Origin of the sequence: Streptomyces sp. VRA16 Mangrove soil (genome assembly GCF_017377775.1) — a bacterium.
In the GTDB taxonomy this organism is placed as follows: Bacteria; Actinomycetota; Actinomycetes; order Streptomycetales; family Streptomycetaceae; genus Streptomyces.
On the sequence record NZ_JAFVLN010000028.1, the window covers coordinates 43,587 to 58,191 of the forward strand.

Here is a 14,605-nt window from a genome sequence, read left to right on the forward strand (position 1 = left end):
CGCGCCGGATCAGATCTCGTACGCCACACCGGGCCTGGCCAGCTCGACCGGGCCGTCGTAGACCCCGCGCGCGTCCGCCACGTTCACCTGCGGATCCGTCCACGGCGGGATGTGGGTGAGGACGAGCTTGCGGGCCCGGGCGCGCTGCGCGGCCTCGCCCGCCTCGACGCCGTTGAGATGCAGCGCCGGGATGTTCTCCTTGCCGTGCGTGAACGCGGCCTCGCACAGGAACAGGTCGGTGTCCGTGGCCAGTTCGTCCAGCGCCTCGCAGGGGCCGGTGTCCCCGGAGTAGGTGAGCGAACGGCCCTCGTGCTCGACCCGGATCGCGTACGACTCGACGGGATGGCAGACCTTCTCCATACGCACGGAGAAGGGCCCGATCTCGTACGAGCCCGGTTTCACGGTGTGGAAGTCGAAGACCTCGCTGAAGGCGGAGGCCGAGGGGGTGTCGGCGTGCGCGGTCGTCAGGCGCTGCTCGGTGCCCTCCGGTCCGAAGACCGGGATGGGGGCGCAGCGCCCGCCGTCGTGGCGGTAGTAGCGCACGACGAAGTACGCGCACATGTCGATGCAGTGGTCCGCGTGCAGATGACTGAGGAAGATCGCGTCGAGGTCGTACAGACCACAGTGGCGCTGCAGTTCGCCCAGGGCGCCATTGCCCATGTCGAGAAGCAGCCGGAAGCCGTCGGCCTCGACGAGGTAGCTCGAACAGGCCGATTCCGCGGACGGGAACGACCCCGAGCAGCCGACGACGGTGAGCTTCATGAAGCTGGAACCTCCGCGCTGGCGGTCGGAATGCGGGGTGGAGCCAAAAAATGGTGGAGCCGGTGGAGCCAGGGAATAGCTAGGGATTCTGTCGAGCGTAAGGCGCAAAAGCGCGGGTGGCTCCTCCGTCACCGGCTGTTGTGGGCGAACTCACCTGCGGTGTCACCGGTTCGGGGGGCACCGGACGAACACCGGTCCGGCAGCGCGCCCCGTACACCCCACCGGTACCGTCATGCGTATGGACACGTCATGGTGGCTGGCGCTCGCGGCCGTCGTGCTGCTCGCGCTCGTCGCGACGCTGGTGGACGGGTGGGGACGGGGGTCGGCGCGGCGCCGGCTGCGGCACGCGCCGCGCGCGGGGGTGGCCGGGGGGCCTCGGCCCGGGGAGATCTGGTGGGCGCTCGTGCCCTACGAGGACGGGCCCGGCGGGAAGGACCGGCCCTGTCTCGTCCTCGATCAGCGGGGCGGTGTCGTGCTCGTCGCGAAGATCACCAGCCGGTACCACGAGGAGCGGCCCGGGGTGATTCCGCTGCCGCCGGGCACGGTGAGTGACGCGCGGGGGCGGGCCAGCTATCTGGAGACGGACGAGCGCCGTGAGGTTCCGGTGCGCGATTTCCGGCGCCGGGCGGGGGTCGTCGACCCGGTGCTGTGGGACCAGGTCCGGCATCTGGGGTGGTGAGCGGTGCTCCCGTCACCGGGCGCGGCTCCGGTGGGGGCTCGTCGCGCAGTTCCCCGCGCCCCTGGCTCGTACTTCGTCCACGGCCCGGTGGCCGCTTCTCGCGCAGTTCCCCGCGCCCCTGAGGCAGGCGCTCTGCGCCGCCTCCCCTTGAGGCCGCGCTCCGCGCGCTCCTGATGAGGGGCAGGTGGCGCGCCTCTGACGAGATGGCGCACGTAGTGCGCATCTCAGGGGCGCGGGGAACTGCGCGAGAAGCCCCACCGGGCCGCACCCGACCGACAACCCAGGGGCGCGGGGAACTGCGCGAGAAGCCCCCACGCACCCGCCCCGTCGGCGAGACCTAGGCCCAGAGCTGGCCGTGGAGGACCTCGATGGCCTCCTCCGTCGTCGCGGCGGTGTAGACGCCCGTCGACAGGTACTTCCAGCCGCCGTCGGCGACGACGAAGACGATGTCCGCCGACTCCCCCGCCTTCAGGGCCTTCTTGCCGACGCCGATCGCGGCGTGCAGCGCCGCGCCGGTGGAGACACCCGCGAAGATGCCCTCCTGCTGCAGCAGCTCACGCGTACGCGTCACCGCGTCGGCGGACCCCACCGAGAAGCGCGTGGTCAGCACCGAGGCGTCGTACAGCTCGGGGACGAAGCCCTCGTCCAGGTTGCGCAGGCCGTAGACCAGGTCGTCGTAGCGCGGCTCGGCCGCGACGATCTTGATGTCCGGCTTGTGCTCGCGCAGATAGCGGCCCACGCCCATGAGCGTGCCGGTGGTGCCGAGGCCCGCCACGAAGTGGGTGACCGAGGGCAGGTCGGCGAGGATCTCCGGGCCGGTCGTCGCGTAGTGCGCGCCCGCGTTGTCCGGGTTGCCGTACTGGTAGAGCATCACCCAGTCCGGGTGCTGCTCGGCCAGCTCCTTGGCGATCCGGACGGCGGTGTTGGAGCCGCCCGCGGCCGGGGAGGGGATGATCTCGGCGCCCCACATGGCGAGCAGGTCGCGCCGCTCCTGCGAGGTGTTCTCCGGCATGACGCAGACGATGCGGTAGCCCTTGAGGCGGGCCGCCATCGCCAGCGAGATGCCGGTGTTGCCGGAGGTGGGCTCCAGGATGGTGTCCCCGGGCTTGATCCGGCCTTCCTTCTCGGCCTGCTCGATCATGTGGAGCGCGGGGCGGTCCTTGACCGAACCGGTCGGGTTGCGGTCTTCCAGCTTCGCCCAGATCCGTACGTCGTCGGAGGGGCTGAGCCGCGGCAGGCGCACCAGAGGGGTGTTGCCGACCGCGGCCAACGGGCTGTCGTAGCGCATGAGTTGCCGGTTCCCGCGGCTCAGCGCATGCCGCCGGCCACAGCCGGCAGGATCGTGACGTTGTCGCCGTCGGCGAGCTTGGTCTCGATGCCGTCCAGGAAGCGGACGTCCTCGTCGTTCAGGTAGACGTTCACGAAGCGGCGCAGCTGGCCGTTGTCCACGATGCGAGCGGCGATGCCCGCATGCCGGGTGTCCAGGTCGGCGAAGAGCTGGGCGAGCGTGTCCCCGCTGCCCTCGACGGCCTTGGCGCCGTCGGTGTAGGTGCGGAGGATGGTCGGGATGCGGACCTCGATGGCCATGCTGGGCTCCTGTCAGGAGTCGGAAGTCGAGTGGGTGGGCGCGCGGCGGCGCTTCCGTACGGACCGGTTCGGCGGAGGTACGGCGGTGCGGCTCAGCGCGAACAGATGGCGCTGGCGAGGCGGCACAGGTCGACGTGCAGCCGCGCCACGAGCAGCGTGCCCGGCGTCTTTTCGCTCACGTCGTGGAGAACCATGCGCTCATCGTATCGATTCCCGGCCGGGATCCCGGAGTGTGATCTCACCATGCGATCGAAAATCGTCCGCGGGCTGAGATCTAGGCGGTGACCTCGACCTCTTCCTCGGTCACTTCGCCGTCGACGATACGGAAGGAGCGGAACTGGAAGGGGCCCGCGTCGTCGGTGTCGGCGGTGGAGACCAGGACATAGTGGGCGCCCGGCTCGTTCGCGTAGGTGATGTCGGTGCGGGACGGGTACGCCTCGGTCGCCGTGTGCGAGTGGTAGACGATCACCGGCTCCTCGTCGCGGTCGTCCATCTCCCGGTAGAGCTTCAGCAGATCCGTGGAGTCGAACTCGTAGAACGTGGGCGAGCGCGCCGCGTTGAGCATCGGGATGAAGCGCTCGGGCCGGCCCTCGCCGACGGGGCCCGCGACGACGCCGCACGCCTCGTCGGGGTGGTCCTTGCGGGCGTGGTCCACGATCTGGTCATAGAGAGCCTGGGAGATTTTCAGCATGGCGTCAGCATAAGCAGGCGGGCTGCCGCGTACCGGATGTCGGTACGCGGCAGCCCGCCTGCTGAGACGCGGTGGATCAGTTGCGCTTCGCGAACGCGGCGCCTTCCGGGTTGCGGGACTTGAGCACCAGGTAGGCGACCGCCAGGATCGCGCCCCACACCGGGGCCGCGTACAGCGAGACCCGGGCGTCCTTGTCGATGCCCATCATCACGATGACCATCGCGATGAACGCCAGCGAGAGGATGCTCGCCCAGACGCCGCCCGGGGAGCGGAACTCCGACTTGGGGAGCTCGCCGCGGTCGGACTTGAGGCGGTAGCGGATCTGGCAGATCAGGATGACGATCCAGGCCCACATGCCGGAGATGGTGGCGAAGGAGACGACGTAGTTGAACGCCTCGCCGGGCCACTGGTAGTTGATCCAGACGCCGATCAGCATCATCGCGGCGGAGAACGTGGTGCCGATCAGCGGCAGGCCGTTCCTGTTGAGCTTGGTGAAGAACTGCGGGCCCTGGCCGTTGAGCGCGAGGTCGCGCAGCATGCGGCCCGTCGAGTACATGCCCGAGTTGCAGGACGACAGGGCGGCGGTGAGGACCACGAAGTTCACGATGCCCGCGCCCGCGGACATGCCCATCCGGGAGAAGGCCTCGACGAAGGGGCTCTTGCCCGCCTCGAAGCTCGTCCACGGCACGACCGAGAGGATCATGATCAGGGCGCCGACGTAGAAGACGGCGATGCGCCACGGCACGGTGTTGATGGCCTTCGGCAGGACGGTCTTGGCGTCCTTGGCCTCGCCCGCGGTGACGCCGACCAGCTCGACGGCGAGGAAGGCGAACATGACCATCTGGAGGGTCATCAGGGTGTTGCCGATGCCGTGCGGGAAGAAGCCGCCGTCGCTCCACAGGTGGGTCACGGAGGCGGTGTCGCCGGCGTCGGAGAAGCCGAGGGTGAGGATGCCGGCGCAGATCAGGATCATGCCGACGATGGCGGTGACCTTGACCATGGAGAACCAGAACTCCAGCTCACCGAAGAGCTTCACCGAGATCAGGTTCACGCCGTACAGGATGATCGTGAAGACGAGCGCGGAGATCCATTGCGGGATGTTCCACCAGTACGTCATATAGGTGGCCGCCGCCGTCACCTCGGTCATGCCGGTGATGACCCAGAAGAGCCAGTACGTCCAGCCGGTGACGAAGCCCGCGAAGGGGCCGATGAACTCGCGCGCGTACTCCGAGAACGAGCCGGAGACCGGGCGGTACATGAGGAGCTCGCCGAGCGCCCGCATGATGAAGAAGATGACGACGCCCGCGATGGCGTACGCGAGGATCAGGCTGGGGCCGGCCTTGGAGATGCCCTTGCCCGCGCCCAGGAAGAGGCCGGTGCCGATGGCGCCGCCGATGGCGATCATCTGGATCTGCCGGGACCCCAGGCCCCGCTGGTAGCCCTCCTCACCGGGGGCTTCTCCGCTCACGGCCTCATTGCCGGCGTTGTGCTTGTCGACCTGCACCGAGGTCATGATGTGCGCCTTTCTCCATGCCGATCCGTGCCGTGCGCGGCTCGGATCGACTGTGACGATCCTTCGGGCTCTGCGGCCCTGGATGGATGGAGCTTTCTGCCTACCGGCGGTCGGCCGGTGGAGGCGCACCTGACGGGACGGGGGTGGTGTCCGTCAGGCGGTCGTGAAGATCTATCACGCTGTTCATATTGATCGACAAGGGCGTTTGTGGCGCGCACCACAGGAAAAACGGGACAAAAGCGCCCCGCTTCCCCATAGGGGAACGGGGCGGTGACACGATCGTTATCCGGATTTGAGCGTCCGCTGAGCGAACGTTTTCCGGTTACGGCATCAGGGTCTCGACGAGGGTCTCCTGCAGGCCCCCCAGCCACAGATACGCCATCACCATCGGTTTGCGCGGGTCCTCGTCGGGGAGGCGGTAGAGGAGATCGGTGTCCTCCTCGTCGGTGATGTCGAGCCGGGTGCCGATCGCGAGCCGCAGGTCGTTGAGGGCACGCATCCACTGAACGGACTCGGGCGGCGTCAGCTTGAGGACCGCGCCGCCGCTGTCGGCGGAGGTCAGCGCGTCGAGCGAGCGGACCACGGCGAGGGCGTCCTCGCGCTTGCCGGCCCGCAGATCGTTCTCGGTGAAGCGCCTGAACTCCGAGGAGTGCGCGTCCAGCTCGGCCTGCGACGCCTCGTCGTCGGGCGCGCCGGGACCGCCGTACGCGTCCGGGAACAGCCGGCGCAGCACCGGGTCGGCGGGCGGCTCGCTGGGCCCCTCGGCGAAGAGCTCGGCGAGCGGGTCGTCGAAGGCCTCACCGCCGGGGCCGGGGCCGATCAGCTCCAGGAGCTGCACGGCCAGCGAGCGGATGATGGAGATCTCGACGTCGTCGAGGGCGACGGCGGCCCCGCCGCCGGGGATCGGTTCGAAGTGTCCGGGCATGAGTACGGCGCTGCTTCCCCTGTTACTTGCGGTCCTGTTGCAGCGTGGCCCACAGGCCGTAGCCGTGCATCGCCTGCACGTCCCGCTCCATCTCCTCGCGGGTGCCGCTGGAGACGACCGCCCGCCCCTTGTGGTGGACGTCCAGCATGAGCTTGGTGGCCTTCTGCTTCGAGTACCCGAAGTACGTCTGGAACACGTAGGTCACGTAACTCATCAGATTGACCGGATCGTTGTGGACGAGCGTGATCCAGGGGACGTCCGGCTCGGGGACGACGAACGCTTCCTCCGTCGTCTCGGGGCTTTCGATCTCAAGGGGTGCTGGGGCCGTCACACGGCCCATGCTGCCACTCGCAGGGGGTGTCCGCACAAATGGACCCCAGAAATCGTCACCTTGACGCTAATCCGGGGTAGCATCCAGCGTATGAACACAGCGGACCTTGGCCTGCCGGTGGATGTTCCGTCGACAGCGCTCTTCACCGATCACTACGAGCTGACGATGCTGCAGGCCGCCCTCCGTGCGGGCACGGCCGACCGGCGCTCGGTCTTCGAGGTCTTCACCCGCAGGCTGCCCGAGGGCCGCCGCTACGGTGTCGTCGCGGGCACCGGGCGGGTCCTGGACGCCGTCGAGAACTTCCGCTTCGACCCGGCCGTGCTCGGCTTCCTGCGCGAGCGCTCGGTGGTGGACGAGGCGACACTGGAGTGGCTGGCGCAGTATCGGTTCTCCGGAGACGTCTGGGGCTACCCGGAGGGCGAGGTCTACTTCCCGGGCTCGCCGATCCTGCGCGTCGAGGGCTCCTTCGCCGAGTGCGTGCTCCTGGAGACGGTGATCCTCTCGATCCTCAACCACGACTCGGCGATCGCCGCCGCGGCCTCCCGGATGTCCTCGGCCGCCGGGGACCGGCCGCTGATCGAGATGGGCGCCCGGCGCACCCACGAGCTGGCCGCCGTGGCCGCCTCGCGCGCCGCCTACGTGGGCGGCTTCGCGACCACCTCCGACCTGGCGGCCGGGTTCCGGTACGGGATCCCGACGGTCGGCACGAGCGCGCACGCGTTCACCCTGCTGCACGACTCCGAGCGGGACGCCTTCCGGGCCCAGGTCGACTCCCTCGGCGAGGGCACGACCCTGCTCGTGGACACGTACGACGTGACCGAGGCGGTCCGTACCGCGGTGGAGATCGCGGGCCCGAAGCTCGGCGCCGTCCGGATCGACTCCGGCGACCTGCTGCTCGTCGCGCACCGGGTGCGCCAGCAGCTCGACGACCTGGGCGCGAAGGACACCAAGATCGTGGTCACCTCGGACCTCGACGAGTACGCCATCGCCTCGCTCGCGGCGGCGCCCGTGGACGCGTACGGCGTCGGTACGCAGCTGGTGACCGGCTCGGGACACCCGACCTGCTCCATGGTCTACAAGCTGGTCGCGCGCGCCGAGAGCGCCGATCCGAAGGCGCCGCTGACGGCGGTCGCCAAGAAGTCGGCGGGCGGCAAGACGTCCATCGGCGGGCGCAAGTGGGCCGCGCGCCGGCTCGACGCGGGCGGGGTCGCCGAGGCCGAGGTCGTCGGCACCGGGGCCGTCCCGGCCGAGCTCGCCGACCGGCAGCTCCTCGTCGAGCTGATCAAGGGCGGCGAGGTGGTGGCCCGCGAGCCGCTCGACACCGTGCGGGAGCGGCACATCGCCGCGCGCGACGGGCTGCCGCTGTCGGCGACGCAGCTGTCGCGGGGCGAGGCCGTCATCCCGACGGAATATCTCTGAGGGACATGCGGCCCCTGCGGGCCGCTCCGCGCCCCAATTGCCCTCTCCCGCAACGCACTTGAAGCTTCTACGCTCGTAGTCTCCGAACCGAAGGACGTCCACCATGCGCCGCGCCTTGATCGTCGTAGACGTGCAGAACGACTTCTGCGAGGGCGGCAGCCTCGCGGTGGCCGGGGGTGCCGATGTGGCTGCCGCGATCACCGATCTGATCGGGCAGGCCGGGGGCGGCGGCTACCAGCACGTCGTCGCCACCCGCGACCACCACATCGCGCCCGGCGACCACTTCGCCGACCACCCCGACTACACGCACTCGTGGCCGGCGCACTGCGTCGCCGGGACCGAGGGTGTCGGGTTCCACCCGAACTTCGCGCCCGCCGTCGCCTCCGGCGCCATCGACGCCGTCTTCGACAAGGGGGCGTACGCGGCCGCGTACAGCGGGTTCGAAGGGGCCGACGAGAACGGGCTGTCCCTGGCGGACTGGCTGCGGGAGCGGGAGATCGACGAGGTGGACGTCGTCGGCATCGCCACGGACCACTGTGTGCGGGCCACGGCGCTCGACGCCGCGCGCGAGGGGTTCCGCACGCAGGTGCTGCTGGACCTCACCGCGGGGGTCGCCGCCGCCACGACCGAGGCCGCCCTCTCCGAGCTGAAGGACGCCGGGGTCGAACTGACCGGGAAGCCCGTCGTGGCCTAGGGACCAGGGCGCTACACGCCCTGGACCGGGCTGGACCGCGCGGGCCTGAGCAGGGCCCGTATCGGGTGCCAGTAGCCCGCCGCCGTCACGTCCTGCACCTCGCGCCACACCAGCCCGTCCGGGTGGTGCAGCACCGCCGTGACCTCGTCCGGGCTCGGCGGGTGCGAGTTGCCGCGCAGGTAGACCGCGCGCAGGCCCAGGTTGCGCAGCCGGGTCAGGGCCCTGGCTCGGTTCACGGCGTGCACCAGGACCCGTACCGCGCCCTCTCCCGGACCCGGTGCGGGCAGCGTCAGCGCCACCACCACACTGCCTCCCGGCAGCTTGCAGAACCCTCCTGCGGACATACCTGTCACACCCCCGTGAGACGTCGTGTCGAACCGTGCGTCGGCCCGTGCGCCGGACCGCGTGTCAGACCGTGTGTCAATAAGAAAGCCACAGGACGCACCTAAACACGATCGGCCGCGACCCGCTAGCCCCAGCTAGCAAAGTCGCGGCCGATACGTCTCTGACCAGGCGTTTTACAAGATCAACGCTTCGACGGGCCCACCTTGACGGTGATCGAGGAGCCGTCGAGGGGCTGGTTCAGGATCGAGATCCGGGTGTTGGTGTCAGTTGTCTTGACACTCCCGGTCGCGTTCTCCTCGTACCAGTACGTGCCCTTGTGATCGTCGAAGACCGGGTTGCCGAGCTGCGCCGGGATCTTCTTCTCGACACCCAGGCGGTGCAGCGTCATGCCGGGCACCGGGTACCAGCCGAAGGCGGCGTCGTACGGCGTGATCTTGTTGGAGATCTTGGTCTTGCCGTCCGCCCAGTACAGCGGCTTCGCGTGCGCGTCGATCGGCAGGATCAGACCCTGGCCGGGGTGCTGGCCGACGTTGTTGTTGCGCTGCGAGGTGTCCCACTGCCAGATGACCAGACCGGGACGGTACTGGTAGTGCTCCACCCAGTTCTGCTTGGCCCCGCCGTCGCGCCAGCCGAAGTTGTACGGGCCGACCTTGAGGGTCTTGTCGTACGAGACGTACTGGCGGTTCTCGGCGATGTAGAACTGCGGGAAGTCACCGCTGACCGAGGCGCCGACGCGGGAGAAGCCGTGGCTGGTCCAGCCCGCCTGCTCGGACTCGGCGTCGTCGGAGAAGACCGTCGAACCGTCGGCCTTGACCGCGAAGTTGTCGAAGGCGAAGCCCATCTGGGCCACACCGCCGTCGGTCTTGTAGCGGAAGCGGACCTCGACCTTCTGGCCCGCGTAGGCGTCCAGCGGGAAGACCAGGTGCTGGTACTTGCCGTTGGTGCCGGTCAGCGCCGGCTTGTCGCCGCCGTCGCGCGGGATGGGCTGGCCGTCGGCGGTGCCGTCGATGGTCTTCCAGCTCGCGCCGCCGTCGGTGGACACCTGCGTGTACAGGTAGTCGTAGTCCTTCTCGATGTCGTACCAGCCGTCGAGTTCGAGCGAGCCGGACGTCTTGCCGGTCAGGTCGACCGTGCGCGAGAGGGTGTTGTCGAGGTCGTCACCGTAGTCCGACCACCACTGCGTCGCGCCCTGCGCGGGCTGCACGATGTCGGTGGTGACGTGCTTCTTCGGCAGTTCGACGACGAGGGCCTGCTTCAGCTTGGTGTTGTACTCCGAAACACCCAGCTTGTGCACCGAGTTGGTGGCGGCCTTCGCCTTGTCGTAGTTGAGCCAGCCCAGCTGGAGCTTGTCCCAGGCCGTCATGTCGCCCGGCATGTCGCCGATGGCTTCCTTGCCGGTGCCGAGCCAGGAGCCCGCCGACATCAGCGACCAGAAGCCGACCGAGTTCTCCCCGATGTACGTCGTGTCGTACAGGTCGGGCAGGCCCAGGTCGTGGCCGTACTCGTGGGCGAAGACGCCGAGGCCGCCGTTCTCCGGCTGCATCGTGTAGTCGCCGACCCAGATGCCGGTGTCGCCGACCGGGGTGCCGCCCGCCTTGAAGCCGGCCGGGCCCGTGTCGCCGTCGTCGCGGCTGTAGGCGTAACCGCGGTGCGCCCACAGGGCGTCCTCGCCCTGCGCGCCGCCGCCGGCCGACTCGTCCTCGCCCGCGTGGACGATCTGGAAGTGGTCGATGTAGCCGTCGGGCTCGTTGAAGTTGCCGTCGCCGTCGTGGTCCGTGCGGTCCCACTGGTCGTACTTGGCGAGGTCGGCCTTGATGTCGGCGTCCGACTTGCCGGCCGCCTTCTGGTCGGCGACCCAGGCGTTCACGCCGTCGCGGACCAGGTCCTCGACGATCGGGCAGTTGGAGGCGCCGCAGTAGTCGGAGCCGTAACGGGCCTCGTTGTAGTCGACCTTGACCCAGTCGGAGACCTCGCCGTCGACCGAGTAACGGCCCGAGGAGGTCTTCTCGTAGTAGGTCTTCAGGGAGTCGACGCCCTTGCCCGAACCGAAGTACAGGTTCTGGAAGTGGTCCTTGCCGTAATCCGACTGCCAGGCCGTCGAGTTGTCCTTGGTGCGGTCCGGCTCGGCGATCTGGTTGTGCAGCGGACCCGGGGTGCCGCCGTACTTGCTGTCGACCTTGTCGCCGAACTCGACCAGGATCGTGAAGATCTGGTCGGTGCGCTCCCGGCCCAGCTCGACGTACTTGCCCTTGTCGAGCTTGACGACCTTGGAGCCGTTCTTCTCCTGCACCTTGGAGTCGCCCTTGAGGACCTGCTCCAGGGCGGTCTGCCGCTGCTCGGCCTGCTGCCGGCTGAACGGCCCGTCGATGACGTGGCCGTCACCCTTGTAGCTGTCGCCCTTCGTCGTGCTCGGCGGCACCGCGGGGCTGTCGGCCTGTGCGCCGGTCGCCGCTATGGAACCGGCGGCCGCGGTGGCGGCCAGCGTCATGAGGACGGCGGCGGATCTCAGCGCCCGTCTCTTGGTGGTCACTTGGGTGTTCCCCTCCTCCGTGGCGCGGGGCCACGCATCACAAGTGACGCCATTTGACCGGAGGTAGGAAAGAATTAACAGACCTTGACTGTGACATTTGAGTTGCACTATGCAGTGCGATCGATCCGGTATCCGAACGTGTCCGGAGAAACGGGCACGGAACCGTGCGAAAGACCGGTGAACGCTCAACGGGCGCGTACAACTGTCCACTTGGTGGACCGGATGACCCCGTGCGCCCCCCATGCTCCGGCACTGTGGGTTAGGTCATGCTTACTGGCCGTTCCGCTCGGGCACAGGTCCGAATAGAGTCGGATCGACGGTGGGCCACAACCTGGCCCTCCAGCCGGCCCACTCACGCTCCCCCGATGTCACGAGGACGGATACCGCCATGCCTCGCCCGACTGTCGCACAGCTCGCCTACGGTTCGGCCACCGTCGTTCTGTCCACCCTCGCCATGTTGCTGCTGTCACAGACCAGTTCGGGCCCGGGGATCGGGGTCATCGCCATGTCGGCGGTCATCCTGGGGCTGTTCGTGGCGCTCAACGTGCCCCGGCCCAAACAGGAGCCCGCACGGGACGCCCGGCAGGAGTCCGGGGCCGAGTCCGGGTCCGCCGCCGAGCGGGTGCCGACGCAGCGCGTGATCTCCTCCGAGCCGGCCCATGAGCCCACCCGCGAGCGCGCACCCGTGCACGAAACGGCGGGCCCCTGAGACACGGACCCGCCGTTTCTGCTGCTGCCCGCTGCCGGGTCAGCCGCTGCTGACCACCACCGTCTTGGCGGCCTTGTCGTGCAGGCCCTGTTTGTAGGGCTTGTCGAAGAAGCTCCAGCCTCCGGAGATCGCCGTCCAGATGCAGGCGCAGCAGAACGAGAACGGGATCCACAGCACGAGTGCGCGGATCAGGTTCGCCTGCATGCCGGGTGTGGCGCCGTCGTTCAGGTTGGCCACCCGCAGCTTCATCAGGCGCTTGCCGAGGGTCTGCCCGGTCCGCGCCGTCATCAGCACGTCGTAGCCGACGTAGAGGACGGCCGTCAGGAGTGACGAGCCGGCCTGCTTGCCCGCGTTGATGTCGTCGGTGTCGGTGCTGAAGCTGGCGATGTGGAAGGCCCAGGACAGCAGGCCGACGATGATCCCGATCAGGATCATGTCGAGGATGCGGGCGAGCACGCGCTTGCCGCTGTCGGCGAGCGGCGGCATCCCGGCGAGCGGGTCGGCGGCCCCGCCGAAGCCCGCGCCGCCGCCGTACGGATCACCCCCGTAGGGCGGGGGCGTGCCGCCGTACGGGGGTGGGGGCGGGGCGGCGCCGCCGGAGTTGTCGTAGGGGTTGCGGGGCGTCTGGTCCTGCGGGTTGTCGTACGGCGAGCCGCCACCCTGGTTCGTCGGCGGCGGCTTGCGGAACGGGTCGTCGTCCGGCGGCTGGCCGGATCCGTTGGGCGGCGGTTCGGTACTCATGGCCCGAGTGGACCGCGATCCCGGCCATCCTGCACCCGGCGGGCGGCCGTCCGGATGACCCGGGCGGCCGCATCCGGCCATCGGTCGGGGCAGCCCGCGCTACTTACCCGGCCACGAAGGTGCGGGCGACCTTGTCGTGGAGGCACTGGCGCCACGGCCGGTCGAACGCGCCCCAGAGCACGCCGAGGATCCCGATCGCGAGCACCCCCGGCACGCTGTAGGCGAGCCAGCGCTTGAGGGCCGCGCCGAAGGTCGGGGAGTCGTGCTCCGCCATGTCCCTGACGGACAGTCCGAACAGCTTCTTGCCGAGCGTGCGGCCCCACTTGGCGGTGGGCACCGCCTCGTAGAGGACGCCGAAGACGAGCAGCACCCCGAGGACGATGCCCAGGTACGTACCGGTCGTGCCGTCGAGCAGCCACACCGTGACCTGCCGGCCGGACGCCTTCGCCTCGTCGATCTTCGTGTTGATGTGGTCGACGGCCCGGGTGCCGAGCGGCACGGCGACGGCCGCGGTGACCGCGCCCAGGACCACGGAGTCCACGATCCGCGCGGCGAACCGCTTGCCGAGCCCGGCCGGGCGGGCGTTCGCCTGGGCCTGCGCCGCGGCGAGGAACGGGTCGTTGGCGACCGGCTTGAACGGGGTGACGGGACCGTCGTGCTGCCCCTCCTGCCCTTCCTGCGCCCCGGCGAGCCGGTGCACCTGCTGCGCCCAGGAGGGCTGACCGCCGCCGGGCCCCTGGGTGATCGGGGTGGGCAGGGCCTGCTGTTGCTGCGGCGGGTAACCGTAGGAGGGCTGCGGCTGGGCCTGCTGCTGTTGCTGCGGCGGGTAACCGTACGAGGGCTGCGGCTGCTGGGGCTGCGGCTGGGTGGGCGCGGGGGCCGGGGCCGGGGCCGGATTCGCCTGCGGCTGCTGCGGGTTGAGGCCCGCGCGCTGGTGGGCCCGCGCCTGCTCCGGGGCGTCGGGGGCCGGGGCGGCCGCCTGCTGCGGCACGGCGCGGATCGCCATCGTGCCCTCGGCGCGCGGCGGGGTCTCGGCGTTCGCGGCGGGCCGGGCCGCGCGGAGGGTGACGGCGCCGTCGGTGCGGGCGGCCGGGGTGGCGGGCTCCGGGGCGGCTGGGGGCGCGGGCTCGGGCGCGGCCGGGGGCGCCGGCTCGGGGGAGCCCCAGGAGACGCGGCGGTCCTGCTCGCCGCCGAAGCCGGACTGCCGGGAGGCGTCGGCCTGCCAGGCGGAGGCGGGTTCGGGGGCGCTGGGCGCGTCCGGGCCGCTGTCGGGACCCGTCTCGGTGCGCACCGAGGGCTCCTCGTCCAGGAAGACGGGGCCGGTCTCCTCTGCGGCGGCGACGGTCTGCGTCACGGGCTCGGGCGCGGGCGCCGGAGCGGGGGTGGCGCCCGCCGGGGCCGGCAGGGGTTCGCCGTCGGACGGGGCGGGGCGGGAGGTGCCGGGGACCCAGGCGGCCCCGTTCCAGTACCGGACATATCCGGGAATGGACGGGTCGGGGTAGTAGCCTTCGCGGGGCCTGTCGTCGCCGGGGGCCGGGGTTGGGGCGCTCATGTCCGTCGTCCCGTATCTGCTCGGGGGTCTTGTTGTGGCCTCTACGTCTATCAGACCGCCGCGCCCGCCCGTGCCGCTCCGCCGTTACGCACCACTTTCCGGGCACGCGGTGGTATCCGGAGCGCGG

At 70.0% G+C, this 14,605-nt stretch carries 16 protein-coding genes; 4 read left to right on the top strand and 12 right to left on the bottom strand.

What is annotated here, in order from left to right; all coding sequences use genetic code 11:
* Positions 1-9: 9 nt before the first annotated feature.
* A complete protein-coding gene (locus J3486_RS41725) occupies positions 10-762 on the bottom strand; it encodes an MBL fold metallo-hydrolase (protein ID WP_207829373.1) in 753 nt (250 codons plus the stop codon).
* A 238-nt stretch (positions 763-1,000) separates the two neighbouring features.
* Here J3486_RS41725 and J3486_RS41730 point away from each other — a divergent pair, with 238 nt between their 5' ends.
* On the top strand, positions 1,001-1,441 hold the full coding sequence (locus J3486_RS41730) for a type II toxin-antitoxin system PemK/MazF family toxin (RefSeq protein ID WP_207829375.1): 441 nt from the start codon (positions 1,001-1,003) through the stop codon (positions 1,439-1,441).
* A 337-nt stretch (positions 1,442-1,778) separates the two neighbouring features.
* Here the strand turns inward: J3486_RS41730 and J3486_RS41735 are convergent, their stop codons facing one another.
* From J3486_RS41735 to clpS, 7 genes are all read right to left on the bottom strand, one after another.
* Complete coding sequence (locus tag J3486_RS41735) at positions 1,779-2,729, bottom strand: PLP-dependent cysteine synthase family protein (RefSeq protein WP_207829377.1); 951 nt, start codon at positions 2,727-2,729, stop codon at positions 1,779-1,781.
* A gap of 20 nt (positions 2,730-2,749) precedes the next feature.
* Complete coding sequence (locus tag J3486_RS41740) at positions 2,750-3,028, bottom strand: MoaD/ThiS family protein (protein WP_207829379.1); 279 nt, start codon at positions 3,026-3,028, stop codon at positions 2,750-2,752.
* 92 nt (positions 3,029-3,120) lie between these two features.
* Positions 3,121-3,222, bottom strand: a complete 102-nt coding sequence (locus J3486_RS45300; RefSeq protein ID WP_374194833.1) for a putative leader peptide — start codon at positions 3,220-3,222, stop codon at positions 3,121-3,123.
* Between the two features lie 80 nt (positions 3,223-3,302).
* A complete protein-coding gene (locus J3486_RS41745; protein WP_207829380.1) occupies positions 3,303-3,719 on the bottom strand; it encodes a Mov34/MPN/PAD-1 family protein in 417 nt (138 codons plus the stop codon).
* A gap of 76 nt (positions 3,720-3,795) precedes the next feature.
* Positions 3,796-5,232: an amino acid permease gene (locus J3486_RS41750; protein WP_207829381.1), complete on the bottom strand. Its 1,437-nt coding sequence runs from the start codon at positions 5,230-5,232 to the stop codon at positions 3,796-3,798.
* A gap of 322 nt (positions 5,233-5,554) precedes the next feature.
* Complete coding sequence (locus J3486_RS41755; protein ID WP_207829382.1) at positions 5,555-6,157, bottom strand: DUF2017 domain-containing protein; 603 nt, start codon at positions 6,155-6,157, stop codon at positions 5,555-5,557.
* 22 nt (positions 6,158-6,179) lie between these two features.
* Positions 6,180-6,497 carry an ATP-dependent Clp protease adapter ClpS gene (gene clpS / locus J3486_RS41760; RefSeq protein ID WP_207829383.1) on the bottom strand — a complete coding sequence of 106 codons (318 nt, stop codon included), beginning with the start codon at positions 6,495-6,497 and terminating at the stop codon, positions 6,180-6,182.
* A gap of 81 nt (positions 6,498-6,578) precedes the next feature.
* Between clpS and J3486_RS41765 the strand changes: the two genes are divergently transcribed.
* Together J3486_RS41765 and J3486_RS41770 are read left to right on the top strand one after the other, a co-directional pair.
* Positions 6,579-7,907: a nicotinate phosphoribosyltransferase gene (locus J3486_RS41765; protein WP_207829384.1), complete on the top strand. Its 1,329-nt coding sequence runs from the start codon at positions 6,579-6,581 to the stop codon at positions 7,905-7,907.
* Between the two features lie 103 nt (positions 7,908-8,010).
* Complete coding sequence (locus J3486_RS41770) at positions 8,011-8,601, top strand: isochorismatase family protein (protein WP_207829385.1); 591 nt, start codon at positions 8,011-8,013, stop codon at positions 8,599-8,601.
* 11 nt (positions 8,602-8,612) lie between these two features.
* Here the strand turns inward: J3486_RS41770 and J3486_RS41775 are convergent, their stop codons facing one another.
* A complete protein-coding gene (locus tag J3486_RS41775) occupies positions 8,613-8,945 on the bottom strand; it encodes a hypothetical protein (RefSeq protein ID WP_207829386.1) in 333 nt (110 codons plus the stop codon).
* 182 nt (positions 8,946-9,127) lie between these two features.
* Entirely contained in the window at positions 9,128-11,434 is a 2,307-nt protein-coding gene (locus J3486_RS41780) for an immune inhibitor A domain-containing protein (protein ID WP_207829452.1), read from the bottom strand.
* Between the two features lie 430 nt (positions 11,435-11,864).
* Between J3486_RS41780 and J3486_RS41785 the strand changes: the two genes are divergently transcribed.
* On the top strand, positions 11,865-12,185 hold the full coding sequence (locus J3486_RS41785) for a hypothetical protein (RefSeq protein WP_207829388.1): 321 nt from the start codon (positions 11,865-11,867) through the stop codon (positions 12,183-12,185).
* Between the two features lie 39 nt (positions 12,186-12,224).
* Here the strand turns inward: J3486_RS41785 and J3486_RS41790 are convergent, their stop codons facing one another.
* The gene (locus tag J3486_RS41790) at positions 12,225-12,926 is read right to left on the bottom strand and encodes an RDD family protein (RefSeq protein ID WP_207829390.1); all 702 of its coding nucleotides are present in this window, start codon (positions 12,924-12,926) and stop codon (positions 12,225-12,227) included.
* Positions 12,927-13,029: 103 nt separating this feature from the next.
* Complete coding sequence (locus J3486_RS41795) at positions 13,030-14,478, bottom strand: RDD family protein (RefSeq protein WP_207829391.1); 1,449 nt, start codon at positions 14,476-14,478, stop codon at positions 13,030-13,032.
* Positions 14,479-14,605: the final 127 nt, after the last annotated feature.